Origin of the sequence: Myxococcus sp. AM009, from assembly GCF_013372605.1 — a bacterium.
In the GTDB taxonomy this organism is placed as follows: Bacteria; Myxococcota; Myxococcia; order Myxococcales; family Myxococcaceae; genus Myxococcus; species Myxococcus vastator.
This window is the reverse complement of the sequence record NZ_JABXEP010000007.1, coordinates 1-15,631: the sequence shown is the minus strand read 5'-3', so window position 1 is coordinate 15,631 and position 15,631 is coordinate 1. Positions and strand designations below refer to the sequence as shown.

At 69.3% G+C, this 15,631-nt stretch carries 15 protein-coding genes and 1 pseudogene; 14 read left to right on the top strand and 2 right to left on the bottom strand.

Annotation, left to right across the window (positions count from 1 at the left end):
* Nucleotides 1-53: 53 nt before the first annotated feature.
* From mnmA to HV824_RS03130, 5 genes and pseudogenes are all read left to right on the top strand, one after another.
* Nucleotides 54-1,100 (top strand): tRNA 2-thiouridine(34) synthase MnmA, encoded by a 1,047-nt coding sequence (gene mnmA, locus HV824_RS03150; RefSeq protein WP_176415535.1) that lies wholly within the window; start codon nt 54-56, stop codon nt 1,098-1,100.
* Nucleotides 1,101-1,128: 28 nt separating this feature from the next.
* Nucleotides 1,129-1,911, top strand: coding sequence for a hypothetical protein (locus HV824_RS03145; protein ID WP_176415536.1), 783 nt, complete (start codon nt 1,129-1,131; stop codon nt 1,909-1,911).
* On the top strand, nt 1,868-2,368 hold the full coding sequence (locus HV824_RS03140) for an HU family DNA-binding protein (RefSeq protein WP_368738012.1): 501 nt from the start codon (nt 1,868-1,870) through the stop codon (nt 2,366-2,368). Before HV824_RS03145 ends, HV824_RS03140 begins: the two co-directional genes overlap by 44 nt.
* Before the next feature lie 134 nt (nt 2,369-2,502).
* The gene (locus HV824_RS03135) at nt 2,503-3,372 is read left to right on the top strand and encodes an SPOR domain-containing protein (protein WP_176415538.1); all 870 of its coding nucleotides are present in this window, start codon (nt 2,503-2,505) and stop codon (nt 3,370-3,372) included.
* Between the two features lie 24 nt (nt 3,373-3,396).
* A pseudogene (locus HV824_RS03130) lies at nt 3,397-3,762 on the top strand (cupin domain-containing protein); the annotation flags it as partial.
* Nucleotides 3,763-3,786: 24 nt separating this feature from the next.
* On the opposite strand, the gene HV824_RS03125 reads toward HV824_RS03130, so the two are convergent.
* A complete protein-coding gene (locus HV824_RS03125; protein ID WP_176415539.1) occupies nt 3,787-4,380 on the bottom strand; it encodes a hypothetical protein in 594 nt (197 codons plus the stop codon).
* A 93-nt stretch (nt 4,381-4,473) separates the two neighbouring features.
* On the opposite strand from HV824_RS03125, the gene HV824_RS03120 reads away from it, so the two are divergent.
* The 9 genes from HV824_RS03120 (at nt 4,474) to HV824_RS03080 (ending at nt 14,063) form a co-directional block, all read left to right on the top strand.
* Nucleotides 4,474-4,653, top strand: coding sequence for a ribbon-helix-helix domain-containing protein (locus tag HV824_RS03120; protein WP_002640579.1), 180 nt, complete (start codon nt 4,474-4,476; stop codon nt 4,651-4,653).
* A 23-nt stretch (nt 4,654-4,676) separates the two neighbouring features.
* Nucleotides 4,677-5,636 carry a UDP-glucuronic acid decarboxylase family protein gene (locus HV824_RS03115; protein WP_176415582.1) on the top strand — a complete coding sequence of 320 codons (960 nt, stop codon included), beginning with the start codon at nt 4,677-4,679 and terminating at the stop codon, nt 5,634-5,636.
* Nucleotides 5,637-5,681: 45 nt separating this feature from the next.
* Entirely contained in the window at nt 5,682-6,626 is a 945-nt protein-coding gene (locus tag HV824_RS03110; RefSeq protein ID WP_176415540.1) for an NAD-dependent epimerase/dehydratase family protein, read from the top strand.
* A gap of 270 nt (nt 6,627-6,896) precedes the next feature.
* Entirely contained in the window at nt 6,897-8,708 is a 1,812-nt protein-coding gene (gene lepA, locus HV824_RS03105) for a translation elongation factor 4 (RefSeq protein ID WP_176415541.1), read from the top strand.
* A 3-nt stretch (nt 8,709-8,711) separates the two neighbouring features.
* Entirely contained in the window at nt 8,712-9,968 is a 1,257-nt protein-coding gene (lepB, locus tag HV824_RS03100) for a signal peptidase I (protein ID WP_176422624.1), read from the top strand.
* A gap of 85 nt (nt 9,969-10,053) precedes the next feature.
* Nucleotides 10,054-10,947 (top strand): aspartate carbamoyltransferase catalytic subunit, encoded by an 894-nt coding sequence (locus tag HV824_RS03095; protein WP_176415543.1) that lies wholly within the window; start codon nt 10,054-10,056, stop codon nt 10,945-10,947.
* Nucleotides 10,944-12,257 (top strand): dihydroorotase, encoded by a 1,314-nt coding sequence (locus HV824_RS03090; protein ID WP_176415544.1) that lies wholly within the window; start codon nt 10,944-10,946, stop codon nt 12,255-12,257. Before HV824_RS03095 ends, HV824_RS03090 begins: the two co-directional genes overlap by 4 nt.
* Nucleotides 12,257-13,381, top strand: a complete 1,125-nt coding sequence (gene carA, locus HV824_RS03085; protein ID WP_176422623.1) for a glutamine-hydrolyzing carbamoyl-phosphate synthase small subunit — start codon at nt 12,257-12,259, stop codon at nt 13,379-13,381. Before HV824_RS03090 ends, carA begins: the two co-directional genes overlap by 1 nt.
* A gap of 16 nt (nt 13,382-13,397) precedes the next feature.
* Nucleotides 13,398-14,063, top strand: a complete 666-nt coding sequence (locus HV824_RS03080; protein ID WP_176415583.1) for a hypothetical protein — start codon at nt 13,398-13,400, stop codon at nt 14,061-14,063.
* A gap of 57 nt (nt 14,064-14,120) precedes the next feature.
* Here HV824_RS03080 and pyk read toward each other — a convergent pair whose 3' ends face one another.
* On the bottom strand, nt 14,121-15,521 hold the full coding sequence (gene pyk / locus HV824_RS03075; protein ID WP_176415546.1) for a pyruvate kinase: 1,401 nt from the start codon (nt 15,519-15,521) through the stop codon (nt 14,121-14,123).
* Between the last annotated feature and the right edge of the window lie 110 nt (nt 15,522-15,631).

Below are 15,631 nucleotides of genomic sequence, written 5' to 3'. Positions count from 1 at the left end.
CCCGCGTCCTCCCCGCGTGCGCCCGGACGCGCGGGCGTGTAGGAAGGAGCACCATGCGAGTCGTCGTTGCGATGAGCGGCGGGGTGGATTCCTCGGCCGCTGCCGCCCTGCTCAAGGAGCAGGGCCACGAGGTCATCGGTATCACCCTGCGCGTCTGGTCCTACGAGGGCAAGGCGACGTGCGGGAGCTGCTGCAGCCCGGACGACATCGATGACGCGCGGGCCGTGGCCCAGACGCTGGGGATTCCCTTCTACGTGGCCAACGCGGAGGAGATCTTCCAGGACCGGGTCATCAACCCCTTCGTCCAGTCGTACCTGGGCGGGCGCACGCCCATCCCCTGCGTCGCCTGCAACCGGGACGTGAAGTTCAACTTCCTCCTCAAGCGCGCCCGCGCGCTCGGCGCCCGGCTGGCCACGGGGCACTACGCCCGCGTGGAGGAGGCGGACGGCCGCTTCGTCCTGCGCCGCGCCGTCGACGCCGCCAAGGACCAGAGCTACTTCCTCTTCACGCTCGGCCAGGACGAGCTGCGCGACCTCCTCTTCCCCGTGGGCGGCATGACGAAGGCGGAGGTCCGCGCCGTCGCGGAGCGGCACGGCCTGGTCACCAGCCACAAGCCGGAGAGCATGGAGATCTGCTTCGTGCCGGACGGCGACTACGCGGGCTTCGTGGAGAAGGTCGCCGGGCCGCAGCCGGCCGGAGACATCGTGGACACCGAGGGCAACGTGCTCGGCACCCACCAGGGCATCCACCGCTACACCGTGGGCCAGCGCAAGGGGCTCAACCTGGGCGGCGGCGAGGTTCGCTACGTGCACCGGCTGGAGCCGGAGACGCAGCGCGTGGTGGTGGGCCCCGCCGAGGGCACCGGCCGCGACAACTTCGGTCTGCTCCAACCCCACTGGGTGAACGGGCCGCCGCCGGCCAGTCAGCCGGTGGAGGTCCGAATCCGGCATCGCCACTCGGGCGCGCAGGGGCGGGTGCATGTCTCGCCGCACGGGCTCGTCTCCGTGAAGCTGGACGCGCCCGCGCGCGCCGTCACCCCCGGGCAGGCCGCGGTGGTCTACCATCAGGACCGCGTGCTCGGCGGTGGTTGGATTGTCTGACCCCGCGGTGCCTCGGAGGGTGCGGCACATGGCGCAGCGCCTCGTGGGATGTCTGATCGCGGTCGTCACCGTCTTCGTGGCCGCTGGCTGCAAGGAGCGCTCGGACAAACCCGTCGCGGGGCTGCTCGCCGCCGGTGCGCCGGTGCTGCGCGCGGAGGGCAAGCAGTGGCGGCCCATCGCCGTCGGCTCGCAGCTCTTGGGGCATGACGAGCTGAAGGCGACCGGCCCCGCGGTGCTGGAGTTCTTCGGCGGGGGCCTGCGCTTCCTGGAGAAGGGCGACACGCTGGAGGTGGGTGACGCGGACGAGGCGAAGCTCCATGGCGTCAACCTGCCGTCCCGCCACATTGTCGAGGGCACGCTCCAGGAGGCGCCGCGCCCGCTGCGCATCATCGCCGCGCGCTACACCCAGGTGCAGGTGACGCCCGCGAGCGCCCAGCAGGAGGACGCGTACAGCTCCAACGGCTACTTCGCCGCCTTCTTCACGCCCAACGGGCTGTCGCCCAACAAGGCCACCGACGAACCGCCGCGTGATGGCCCTCGCAAGCCGTTGCCGCCTCCGCCACTCCGCCCCCGCGTGCCCCACATCCACGCAGGCAACCTGGGCGAGGGCGGGCTGGTGGCCACCGTGGAGGACGGCTTCATCGTGGCGGAGACGGACGACCTGGCCTCCGCCGTGCTGCTGGAAGGGGGCGAGGTGCCCCTGGGCCGCACGGTGCGTCTGGTGGTGCCCGCCGGCGCGGAGGTCGTCCTTCGCACGCAGCAGGGGCGTGAAATTGAAGTCGAAGGCCCCGCGGACGTCCGGCTGCGGTGAGGGACGGGGAGGGCGGTTTGTCCTTCGGGGGCCCGCTTCGGTAGAGTCCGCGGTCGCCCAGCGGGAGGTGTGCATGACGCGCAGTGAGCTCATCGAGCGCATCGTGGAGCGTGCACCGCATGTTCCACGGCGTGAGGTAGAGGCCATCGTCCACGCCGTCTTCGAGCAGATGTCCCAGGCGCTGATCGCCGGAAGGCGAATCGAGCTGCGGGGCTTCGGCGTCTTCTGCGTCCGCGCGCGCCGGGCTCGCACGGGCCGCAACCCCAAGACGGGCCAGCGCGTGTCGGTGCCCGCGCGGCGCACGTTGTCCTTCGCCGCCGGCAAGGAGCTGCGGGAGCGGCTCAATGCCCCACCCGCCACGGCGGCTTCCCCCGCTTCGGACACACCCCCCGGCGAGGCGCTGTCGTCGCTGCCGCACGCCGCGGGGCCCCCGCTCTCCGTGCCCGTCACGGGTTGACGGTGCGGCCTGGAGTCGTTCCGCGAATTTGACCGACCCAGGGGTGGGGCGTACTTTGCCCTCCATGCCGTCGCTACAGGCCGCAACACGGATTTCGTGTGGCCGTCGCGACCGCGCCCGAGGACTTTCAAGCCATGCGTGATGCTCACCGGATGAAGGAGAAGTTCGACGTCTCGCTGGACAACCGGCAGATCGTCAGCCTGCTCATCGCCGGCATTGTCGTGATGGGCGCTGTCTTCGTGCTGGGGGTCGTCGTCGGCAAGAAGCTCGCGGGCAACGCGGATGCCGTGGCCGCGCCGGACCTGCTCTCCGCGTTGGATGCCAACGCGCAGGCGCTCCAGAATGTGCAGCAGGAGCAGCCGCTCACCTTCCCGGATGAGCTGACCCGCAAGGCCGTTGCCGAGCCGGTGGCGCCGCCGCCCCCCAAGCCCGCCGTCGCCAAGGCCCCGCCGCCGGCGGAGAAGCCGAAGCCGCCCGAGCCGAAGCCGGCCACCGCGCAGCGCCCGTCACTGGCGCCCACGCCGGACCCGGACACGGGGGAGCTGCCGCCAGAGGAGCCCGAGGCCGAGCCGGAGCGCGTCGTCGTCGCCGAGGCGCCCACGGCGCCGGTCCCCGCGAAGGCGGTCCCGGTGTCGGGCAAGGTGGAGGCGTCCGCCGTTCCCACGCGCACCACCACCACGGAGGGCGGCGGCTTGAAGGAGGCCATCGCCCGCGCCACCCAGCGGCCGGCGCAGCCCGCCTCGCCGCCCGCGCAGGCCGTGAAGGGTGGGGCGTTCACGCTCCAACTCTCAGCGTTCCAGGACCGGCAGGAAGCCGACCGCTTCGCCGCCCGGTTGCGTGATCGGGGCTATGCCCCCTATATCCTGACGGCCGAAGTGGCTGGCAAGGGGACGTGGTACCGCGTCCGCATGGGAAGCTTCGCCTCGCGGGATGCGGCCACCCGGTATCTGTCAGACTTCAAGCGTGAGACTTCGCTCGACGCATTCGTGGCCGGCACGAACTAGAGCGGGACGAGGAAGACGGAAAGCGCCATGACGACGACGAAGCGGGTGGAGAAGCCCTGGGGATATGAACTCATCTGGGCTCACACCGAACGCTACGTGGGCAAGCTGCTGCACGTGAAGCAGGGCCACAAGCTCAGCCTGCAGTTCCACAACCGCAAGGATGAGACCATCCACGTGCAGAGCGGCAAGCTGCTCTTCGTCGTCGACGAGGGCCAGGGGCTCATCGAGAAGGAGATGAACCCCGGTGAGAGCTACCACATCAAGCCGCTCACCAAGCACCGCATGGTGGCGCTGACCGACTGCGACATCCTCGAGGTCAGCACCCCGGAGCTGGACGACGTGGTCCGGCTCGAGGACGCCTACGGGCGCACCGGCACCAGCAACCCGTAGCCGCCGTCCACCGCGGCGGCCCGCCTACTCGCGGGCCGTGTTGTTCGGGTTGCGGGTCCACTTGTCCACCGCGCCGTCCCCGTCCAGGTCCTCGCCGATGCGGTCCACCTGGCCGCCCTCCCAGTACTCCCAGTAGTCGATGCGGCCGGCGCCGCGCGTGTCGCGCTCCTTGCGCACCAGCTTGCCGCCTTCGTAGTAGGTGAAGCTGTCCACGCGGCCGTCACCGTTGGTGTCGCGCTCGCGGCGCGTGTTGACGCCCTTCTCGTAGAAGTAGGTGGAGTCCACGCGGCCGTCGAAGTCCAGGTCCAGCGCCTCGCGCGCCTTGACGCCGCTCGCGTCGAAGTAGCGCGTCAGGTCCACGCGGCCGTCCCAGTTCAGGTCCAGCTCCTGGCGCACCTTCCGTCCGTCCACCGTGTAGGTCCACACGTCCGGGCGGCCGTCGCCGTTGGCGTCCTGCGGGGTGACCTCCTCGTTGGCCGCGCCTTCCGGGCGGATGGCCTCGCCGGCCTGCCGGCCCCTGGCCGCGCCGTCCTGCTCCGCCGACTTGCTGCTGGCACAGCCGGCCAGGGCACCCGAGGCCATGAAGCCCAGGAAAATCAACTGCTTGTAGCGTGGCATGGAGAACTCCCAGCGTCCGGGGCCGCCTGGCGACGTCATTCGCACGAGATGCTTTCGCGCGACACGTCATTTCATATATTTTCACATATCGCCATGGCCCGAAAGAAAGTCAGCACCACCATCTACATCACCCCGGAGCAGAACGAGCTCCTCAAGGCGCTGAACCAGAAGACGAAGGTGCCCGTGGCCGAGTACATCCGCCAAGGCATCGACCTGGTCCTGGAGAAGTACAAGGCGCAGCTGCCGGGGCAGTCGACGTTCGACGAGCTGTGAGAGAGAGGCGTGACGTGAAGAGCATGCGTGGCAAGCGGGTAGCGGTCCTGGGCGGCGCCGGCTTCGTCGGGTCGCACCTGTGTGAGCGTCTTCTGGATGACGGCGCGGCGGGGGTCATCGCCGTGGACAACCTCATCACCGGCAACGAAGAGAACCTGCGCACGCTGAACGGGCGGCCGGGCTTCTCCTTCGTGAAGGCGGACATCACCGAGCGCATCCCGGTGGAGGGGCCGCTGGACTACGTCTTCAACATGGCCTCGCCGGCCTCGCCCATCGACTACGCGCAGCTCCCGCTGGAGACGCTGCGCGTGGGCTCCATCGGCACGGAGAACGGGCTGAAGCTGGCGGAGGCGAACCAGGCGGTGTTCCTGATGGCCTCCACGTCGGAGGTGTACGGGGACCCGCTGGTGCATCCGCAGCGCGAGGACTACTGGGGCAACGTGAACCCCATCGGCCCCCGGTCCGTGTACGACGAGGCCAAGCGCTATTCGGAGGCCATCACCGCGGCCTACGGGCGCACCAAGGGCGTGCAGGTCCGCATCGTCCGCATCTTCAACACCTACGGCCCGCGCATGCGCCTCAATGACGGCCGCGTGGTGCCGGCCTTCGTGGGCCAGGCCCTCAAGGGCGAGGACTTCACCGTCTTCGGGGACGGCAGCCAGACGCGCTCGTTCTGTTACGTGAAGGACCTGGTGGACGGGCTGGTCCGGCTGATGCTGTCGGACGAGCCGAACCCGGTGAACATCGGCAACCCCCGGGAGATGACCATCCGTCAGTTCGCGGAGGCGGTGCGCACGGCGGCGGGCGGGGGGGGCACCATCATCGAGAAGCCGCTGCCCAAGGATGATCCGAAGCAGCGTCAGCCGGACATCACCCGGGCTCGGACGCTGCTGGGCTGGGAGCCGAAGGTGCCGCTGGAAGAGGGTCTTCGGGAGACCATTGCGTGGTTCCGAGAGGTTGCCGGCACGAAGCCCGCGGCATAGTTTGCCGGCGCGTCGTTGCTGCAAGCCCTGCAGGTGGGAGGTTGCGTGAAGGTCCTGGTGACAGGTGGCGCGGGCTTCATTGGCTCGCATGTGTGCGATGAGTTCCTGCGCGGTGGACACGAGGTCATCGCGTTGGATGACCTGTCCGGTGGCAAGCGGGAGAACCTGGACCCGCGCGTGCGCCTGGCGGTCCACGACATCCGCAGCCGCGAGGCGTCGGAGCTCATCAAGTCCGAGAAGCCCGACGTGCTCTGCCACCTGGCGGCGCAGATGGACGTGCGCCGCAGCGTGGATGACCCGAGCTTCGACGCGGACGTGAACATCCGCGGCATGCTCAACCTGCTGGAGGCCGCCCGCGTCTCCGGGGTGAGGAAGGTCATCTTCAGCTCCACCGGCGGCGCCATCTACGGCGAGCAGGACGTGTTCCCCGCGCCGGAGAGCCACCCCACGCGGCCCATCTCGCCCTACGGCGTCTCCAAGGCGTCCGGTGAGCTGTACCTGGGCTACTACCGGGCGCAGTACGGCCTGCCCTACGTGGCGCTCCGCTACGCCAACGTCTACGGCCCGCGGCAGAACCCGCACGGCGAGGCGGGCGTGGTGGCCATCTTCAGCCAGCGGCTCATCGCCAATCAGGGCTGCACCATCTTCGGCGAGGGCAAGCAGACCCGCGACTTCGTCTTCGGTCCGGACGTCGCCCGCGCCAACCGGCTGGCGTTCGAAAAGGACTACGTGGGCGCCATCAACATCGGCACGGGCGTGGAGACGGACATCAACCGCCTCTACGCGCTGCTGGCCGAGGCGGCGGGCTCCAGCGCCTCCGTCGCCCACGCGCCCGGCAAGCCGGGGGAGCAGCTGCGCTCCTGCATCGACCACGCGCTCGCCAGGCAGGTGCTTGGCTGGGAGCCGAGCGTCGACGTGCGCGAGGGCCTGCGCCGCACCATCGAGTACTTCCGTCAGAAGGCTGGCGCGCCCGCTCGCGCCCACGGCTGAGCGGCGTCCGGTGCCCCCGCTTCCATCCGAGGCGGGGGAGGGGGGGCTCCCTCCCACGAGCGTACCCGGGCCGGCCCTGAGGGCCCGGGACCGGGTGTGCCGGGAGGGGGCTCAGGGCTTGTTCCAGGGGCGTTCGCCCGGGACGGGCGCTGATGACTGGGGAACAAACAAGCTCCCCGGGTGGGTTGCTCATCGGGCGGACGCGTGCGCGTAGATTTTCGCGCGATTCCCTGTTACGCACGCCCGCTTCTTCCGACGAGCGCCCTGAACATGCCGGCTGAAAACGCGCACATTCGCAACTTCTGCATCATCGCCCACATCGACCATGGAAAGTCGACGCTGGCGGATCGTCTCCTCGACAAGACGGGGACCCTGACCAAGCGCGAGGCGCAAGCCCAGTTCCTCGACAACATGGACATCGAGCGCGAACGGGGCATCACCATCAAGGCCCAGTCCGTGCGGATGAACTACACCGCGAAGGACGGCAAGCAGTACGTCCTCAACCTCATCGACACGCCAGGACACGTCGACTTCGCTTACGAGGTCAGCCGCAGCCTGGCCGCGTGCGAAGGCGCGCTCCTGGTGGTGGATGCGACGCAGGGCGTGGAGGCCCAGACGCTGTCCAACGTCTACATGGCGCTGGACCACAACCTCGAAATCATCCCGGTCATCAACAAGATCGACCTGCCGAGCGCGGACGTGGACCGCACCCGCTCGGAGATTGAAGACGTCATCGGCATCGATGCGTCCGTCGCGGTGCCGTGCTCCGCCAAGGAGGGCATCGGCATCCAGGACATCCTGGAGTCCGTCGTCAAGACGGTGCCGCCGCCAAGCGGGTCCGCGGACGCGCCGCTCAAGGCGCTCATCTTCGACTCCTGGTACGACAACTACCGGGGCGTGGTGACGCTGGTGCGCGTGCTGGAAGGCACGCTCAAGCTGCGGCAGAAGATCAAGCTGTTCAGCAACAACAAGGTCTTCGAGGTCCAGGAGCTGGGCGTGTTCAGCCCGTTCTCCCGCCCGGTGACGCAGCTCATCGCGGGCGAGGTGGGCGTGCTCGTGGCCAACGTGAAGGAGCTGCAGGACGCCAAGGTCGGTGACACCGTCACCGAGGAGGCGCGTCCCACGTCCGAGCCCTTCCCTGGCTTCAAGGAAGTGAAGCCCATGGTGTTCTCCGGCATCTTCCCGGTGGACTCCGCGGACTACGAGAACCTGCGCGACGCGCTGGCGAAGCTGGTGCTCAACGACTCGGCGTTCACCTATGAGCCGGAGTCGTCCACCGCGCTGGGCTTCGGCTTCCGCTGCGGCTACCTGGGCCTGCTGCACATGGAGATCGTCCAGGAGCGCCTGGAGCGCGAGTACAACCTGAACCTCATCACCACCGCGCCCAGCGTGGTGTACCGCATCACCACCAGCAAGGGTGACACGCTGCTGGTGGACAACCCGGCCAAGCTGCCGCCGGTGCAGCACATCGAGAAGTTCGAGGAGCCCATCCTCACCTGCCACATCCACGTCCCCAACGACCACCTCGGCGCCATCCTCAAGCTGTGCCAGGAGCGCCGCGGCGTGCAGAAGGACATGAAGTACCTGGGCAGCAGCGGCCAGCGCGTGCAAGTGACGTACGAGATGCCGCTGGCGGAGGTCGTGTTCGACTTCTTCGACAAGCTCAAGAGCGTGTCGCGCGGCTACGCCAGCCTCGACTACGAGCTGGCCGGCTACATTGAATCTGACCTGGCCCGGCTGGACATCCTCATCAACGGGGACCCGGTGGACGCCCTCAGCGTCATCGTGCACCGCGAGCGCGCGTACCTGCGTGGCCGCGAGGTGTGCCAGAAGCTGAAGGAGGTCATCCCGAAGCAGATGTACGAGGTGGCCATCCAGGCGGCGATTGGCGCGAAGATCATCTCGCGTGAGACCATCTCCGCCATGCGCAAGAACGTGCTCGCCAAGTGCTACGGTGGTGACATCAGCCGCAAGCGCAAGCTCCTGGAGAAGCAGAAGGAGGGCAAGAAGCGCATGAAGCAGGTCGGAACGGTGGAGATTCCGCAGGAAGCCTTCCTCGCGGTCCTCAAGTCGGAGCAGTAGCCCATGAACGCGGCCATGCCTTCCGCCACCCCTCCCGCGAAGCTCTCCGAGGCGATGGCGGCCCGCCGCACGCCGGAGATGCTTCGCGCCCACCGTGGGCTGGTGTGGCGCGAGCGCCTCACCAGCCTCTGGGCGCCGCTGATCATCCTCGCGGTGTTGTACGTGCCGTACACGGTGCTCATCGAGTACTCGCGCGCCTCCGCCGCGTGGGCCCAGCCGGTGATGAAGGGGCTTGGGCTGCTGCTGGTCCTCTACTTCGTGGCCCTGCTGGTGTGGCGCAACGTCTCCCCCCGGGAGAAGGCGCTGCGCGGCGTGCGCCACGAGGCGAACGAGCTGCTGGAGGAGAACGAGCGCATCCTCCGCAAGCCCGGCGTGAGCGCGAAGGTGGCGGGGCCGGTGCTGGAGCGCATCGCCGAGCAGGCGCTGCGCGTGGAGCAGGCCTCCGCCGCGGGTGACGCGGAAGCGCTGCGCACCGAGGTGAAGGGACTGGAGGCGCTGACCGCGCAGCACCTGGGCGCGTTCCGCAAGCAGTCCGCCATGGACTTCCTGGGTGGGTTCGGCAAGGCGCTGCTGGTGGCGCTGGTGTTCCGCACCTTCATCGTGGAGCCGTACCGCATCCCCTCCGGCTCCATGCTGCCCACGCTGGAGATTGGCGACCAGGTCTTCGTCAACAAGTTCATCTACGGTGTGCGCGTCCCGTTCCTCAACTTCGTGCCGTTCGTCATCGTCCGGCCGCCGGAGCGTGGGGACGTCATCGTCTTCAACAACCCGGTGAACGAGTCGGTGGACTACATCAAGCGCGTGGTCGGCGTGCCGGGCGACGTGGTGGAGTTCATCAACGGCGTCATCCACATCAACGGCCAGCCGCAGCGGCGCGAGCTCGTCGCCAACGCGTTCACCGTCCACAACATCACCGACGACGGGCGCTGGTACGACCAGCAGGAGACCCTCTACGAGGAGGACCTGTCCGGCGTGGCGCACGCCGCGCTGCAGACGCTGCCGCGCATGCCGCGCCGGGAAGGCCCCTACGAGGTCCCTCCGGGGCACGTCTTCGCCGTGGGTGACAACCGGGACAACAGCGCGGACAGCCGCCACGGCCTGGGCGTCACGGGCTACGGCAAGGCGGAGTACGTCCCCTACGGCCACATCAAGGGCAAGGCCATGGTGGTGTGGCTGTCGCTGGGCTACCGCGGGCTGCTGCACGGCCTGTTCGGCGGCACGGGCCTGCGCGTGGATCGGTTCTTCGAACCGGTCCGTTGAGGCGCTCGCTGGGAGCAGGCAGGCGGCCGCGCCGCGCACGACGCTTGACGTGCCGCACGGCCCGGGGTACGCGGCGCCCCCGGCCATGAGACACCTGCTTGGAATCGAAGGCTGGCGCCGGGACGAGCTGGAGTCACTGCTCGACCGGGCGAAGGCACACCTCCCCGGCGCTCCCGACACCACCCACCTGCTTCGCGGCAAGGTGGTGGCGAACCTCTTCTTCGAAGACTCCACCCGGACCCGGACGTCGTTCCACATGGCGGCGAAGGGGCTGGGCGCCAGTGTGCTCAACTGGACGCACACCGGCTCCTCGGTGTCCAAGGGTGAGACGCTGCTGGACACCGCCCGCAACATCGAGGCGACGGGACCGGTGGCCATCGTCATGCGTCACCGCTCGTCCGGAGCGCCGCACCTGGTGGCGAAGCACGTGAAGTGCGCCGTCATCAACGCGGGGGACGGCACGCACGAGCACCCCTCCCAGGCGCTGCTGGACGCCTTCACGCTGCGCCAGCGCTGGGGCTCGCTGGACGGGCGCACGGTGCTCATCGTGGGGGACGTGCTGCACAGCCGCGTGGCCCGCTCCAACCTGCACTGCCTCAAGGCGCTGGGCGCCCGGGTGGTGATGTGTGGACCGCCCACGCTGATGCCGCCGGGGCTGGCGTCGCTGGGCGCGGAGGTGACGCACAACCTGGACGCGGCGCTCCCGCACGCGGACGCGGTGATGTGCCTGCGCATCCAACTGGAGCGGCAGGGGCAGGCGTTCCTGCCGTCCACGCGTGAATATGCACGGCTGTTCGGCCTCAGCGCGGCCCGCGAGGAGCGGATGAAGGCGGACGCGGTGGTGATGCATCCGGGCCCCATCAACCGGGGCGTGGAGCTGGCGCCAGCGGTGGCGGACGGGCCCCGCAGCGTCATCCTGGAGCAGGTGTCCAACGGCGTCGCCGTGCGGCGGGCCATCCTGGAGGTGTGTGCGGCATGAGCTCCACGGTGCTCTTCAGGCGGGGGCGTGTCATCGACCCGCGCAACGGAGTGGACGGCGTCCGCGACGTGCTGGTCCGCGACGGCAAGGTGGTGGAGGTGTCGGAGGCCCCGCTGCCGGTGCCCTCCAGCGCCGACGTGGTGGATGCCACCGGCAAGTGGGTGCTGCCGGGCTTCATCGACCTGCACGTCCACCTGCGCGAGCCGGGCGAGGAGGGCAAGGAGACGGTCCTCACCGGCTGCCGCGCCGCGGTGGCGGGCGGCTTCACCGCCGTGGTGGCCATGCCCAACACCAAGGTGGTCAACGACAACGCCATGGTGACGGAGCTGGTGCTGAACCGCGCCCGCGCCGCGGGCCTGTGCCACGTCTATCCCGCCGGGGCCATCACCAAGGGCCTCAAGGGCGAGGAGCTGGCGGAGATGGGCGAGCTGGTGTCCGCCGGCTGCGTGGCCATCACCGACGACGGCCGCCCGGTGATGAACGCGTCGCTGATGCGGCGCACGCTCCAGTACGCCACCCAGTTCGACGTGCCCGTCATGGTCCACGAGGAGGACCTGTCGCTGTCCGCGGGCGGCGCCATGCATGAGGGCACCACCTCCACGCGGCTGGGGCTGCGCGGCATCCCCGCTTCGGCGGAGGTGGCCATGGTGGCCAGGGATTTGGTGCTGCTGGAGGAGACGAAGGGGCGGCTGCACGTGGCGCACGTGTCCTGCGAGGGCAGCGTGCGGCTCATCCGCGAGGCGAAGCGGAGTGGCCTGCGCGTCACCTGCGAGGTGGCGCCGCACCACTTCATCCTGGATGACCGGGCAGTCGGGGACTACGACACCCACGCGAAGATGGCCCCGCCGCTGCGCGCGGACACCGACGTGCAGGCCCTGCGCGAGGCGCTGGTGGACGGGACGGTGGACGCCATCGCCACGGACCACGCGCCGCACGGGGTGCTGGACAAGCTGGTGGAGTTCGAGAAGGGCATCAACGGCATCGTGGGGCTGGAGACGGCGCTGGGGCTGACGCTGGAGCTGGTGCACGCGGGCGTGCTCACCGCGAACCGCGCGGTGGAGCTGCTGACGCACGGGCCGGCGAAGGCGTTCGGCCTGCCGGGCGGTCACCTGGCGCCTGGAGCGCCGGCGGACATCACGGTGGTGGACCCCGACGCGGAGTGGACGGTGGATGCGCACCAGTTTCATTCCCGCAGCCGGAACACACCGTTCCATGGCCGGCAGCAGAAGGGGCGCGTTATCCAGACGTGGGTCTCGGGCCACAAGGTGTTCGACACGGGCCAGGTCGGCCAGAGCAAGGAGTCGCGGTGATGACGAAGCGGGCAGTGCTCGCCCTGGCGGATGGCACCACGTTCGAAGGCCGCGCGTTTGGCGCGGTGGGCGAAACGGTGGGTGAAGTGGTGTTCAACACGACCATGTACGGCTACCAGGAGGTCCTCACGGACCCCTCGTACGTGGGCCAGATTGTCACCATGTCGTACCCGGAGATGGGCAACGTCGGCGCCAACCCGGAGGACGAGGAGGGCGCCCGGGTGCACGCGGTGGGCATGGTGGTGCGCGCCCTCAGCGAGCAGCCGTCCAACTGGCGCGCGAAGGAGTCGCTGGACGCGTACCTGAAGCGCAACGGCGTGGCGGGCATCGAGGGCATCGACACCCGCCGCCTGGTGCGTCACCTGCGCGAGCACGGCGCGCAGATGGGCGTCATCTCCAGCGAGGGCCTGTCTCCCGCTGCCCTGGTGGAGCGCGCCCGCACCGCGCGTGGCATGGAGGGCCTGGACCTGGCCACGGGCGTGTCCACGAAGGAGGCCTACACCTTCACCCAGCCCTCGCCGGACGTCTTCACCGGCCTGGGCGAGGTGCAGGCGCCAGCCGAGCCTCGCTTCGACGTGGTGGCCTACGACTACGGCCTGAAGAAGTCGATGCTGCACTTCCTGGTGGACGTGGGCTGCCGCGTGACGGTGGTGCCGGCCAACACCACGGCGGAGGAGGTGCTGGCGCGCAAGCCGAACGGCGTCTTCCTGGCCAACGGCCCTGGAGACCCGGCGGCGGTGAAGGGCGCGGACCGCACCGTGGCGGCGCTGCTGGGCAAGGTGCCGGTGTTCGGCATCTGCCTGGGGCACCAGATCATGGCGCTGGCCCTGGGGGGCCGGACGTACAAGATGAAGTTTGGCCACCGGGGCGGAAATCAGCCGGTGAAGGACCTCACGACGGGCAAGGTGGAAATCACCGCGCAGAACCACGGCTTCGCCGTGGATGACGCCAGCCTCAAGGGCCTGGCCGTCGTGACGCACATCAACCTCAACGACGGCACGGTGGAGGGCCTGGGTGTCCCGGACGCGCGGGCCTTCAGCGTGCAGTACCACCCCGAGGCCTCGCCCGGCCCCCATGACGCGCGCTATCTCTTCGGCAGGTTCGCGAAGCTGATGGCGGAGTAGGATGGCGCCACCGAATATGACCTCGTCGCTGTCACCGCTCTCCTATCAGCCGTATCTGGATCAGCTCATCGCCTTTGGCAGCGCCGAGTCGCGCAAGGAGGACCTGCTCCAGGCCAAGGCGGAGTACTTCCGTCTGACGGGCGAGGTCTTCGAGGACGACAAGCTCTTCGAGCTGCGGATGGCGTCCTTCCTGGACTACTACCTCTATGACCGCGTCTCGTCGCTGACGAACAAGACGCCGGCCACGGAGTTCTACGAGCAGCGCCTGGCCGGCTCCGCGCCCGAGGAGGCCAACGCCTTCCGGAGCTTCACGGAGACGGTCCACGGCCTCTTCGAGGTCCGCAAGCTGGGCAAGGGCGAGGTCCGTCTGCGCGAGCTGTACTCCGGCAAGGACTTCGACGTGACGGAGCGCCGCCACGTCGCGGGCCTGGAGACGGGGGACATCATCGAGGCGCGCCTCATCCCCTTCGGTGGGCACCTGCTGTTCTCCGCCGCGTTCTGCTACCACCCCCGCATGGCCGTGAAGGCCATCAAGGCGGAGGTGAAGCGCCGCAAGAAGAAGGAGCCGGACCGCACGCCCAACGAGCTGGTGTGGGAGTGCTCCCGCCGCGCGCTCAACGTGGAGCGCTACCGGCAGCTCGCCGTCGAGAAGATCTACGACTTCGAGCAGAAGGTCCTCTGAGCCCGCTGGCCGCGGCGCCCCGGTGACGGCACGTCCCGGGGCCCGTCGCTGGCCCGCTCAGACGCGGTGGATGCTCATCAGGTTGGTGTTGCCCGGGACGTTGAGCGGGACGCCGGCCACCACCACCACGGGCGTGCCGGGCGCGCAGAGCTTCTCCTTCCGGCACAGCTGCCGCACCTGGGTGAGCATGGCGTCGGTGGTGGAGACACGCGCCACCCGCAGGCCCGTCACGCCCCAGTAGAGCGCCATGCGATTCACGGCCGTCTCGCTCGGCGTGAGGGCGACGATGCGCGCGTGGGGCCGGAACTCGGAGATGATGCGCGCGGTGTGGCCGCTCTCCGTGTAGGCGACGATGGTGCCAATGCCCAGCTGCGTCGCCGCCGCCACGGCCGCCGCGGCCACGCCCGTGCCCAGATCTTCAGAGCGCTCGAAGGGGGAGGGGTGTTGGTGCTTCACCACGCCGCGCTCCGTCTCCTCCACGATGCACGCCATGGTGGACGCCGCCTCAATCGGGTACTTGCCCGCGGCCGTCTCGCCCGACAGCATGACGGCGTCCGCGCCGTCGAGGATGGCGTTGGCCACGTCGGACACCTCGGCGCGGGTGGGGCGCGCGTTGGCCACCATGCTCTCCAGCATCTCCGTGGCGACGATGACGATCCCGCCCATGCGGTTCACCGCGCTCACCATGTGCTTCTGGATGGCGGGCAGGCGCTCCAGCGGCATCTCCACGCCCAAATCGCCGCGCGCCACCATGATGCCGTCCGCTACGGCGGCGATCTCCTCCACGCGCTCCACCGCCTGGGGCTTTTCAATCTTCGCGATGAGGGGCGTCTTCAGCTTCGCCACGTGCGCGCGCGCCTTCTTGATGTCCTCGGGCGTGCGGACGAAGGACAGCGCCACGTAGTCCACGCCCACCTCCTGTCCGAAGGCCAGGTCCGCCGCGTCCTTTCGGGTAATCGTGGGCACCGACATGGGCGAGCCGGGCAGGTTGAGGCCCTTGTGATTCTTGAGCACCCCGCCCACCTCCACCCGGCACTGCACGTCCTGCCCGTGGACGCGCAGCACCCGCAGCCGCACGCGCCCGTCGTCCAGGAGGATTTCATGGCCCTTGGCCACGTCCTTCACCAGCGTCTTGATGGGGGTGGGGATGACGCCGTCCTGGCCCAGGACGTTGCGCGTCGTCACCGTGACGTCCTGGCCCTGCTTCACCAGCAGCTGCCCGCCTTCGAAGCGGCCCAGGCGAATCTTGGGCCCCTGGATGTCCTGGAGGATGGCCACCGGCGTGCCCAGGCGCTTGGCGACCTTGCGGATGATCTCCACCCGGCGTCGGTGCTCCTCGTGCGTGCCGTGTGAGAAGTTCAGCCGCGCCATGTTCATGCCCGCGCGGATCAACCCTTCGATGACCTCGGGCGTGTCCGAAGCGGGGCCCAGGGTGCAGATGATTTTCGCCTTGCGCATAGGGCCGCGCATCCTAGGCGGCCGGGGGCCCGGCTTGACAGCCTCGCGCCCGCGGGACTAACTCTTCTGCCGACGATGGCAGAGAGAGAAAGCCCGGCATCCCTGGGAGG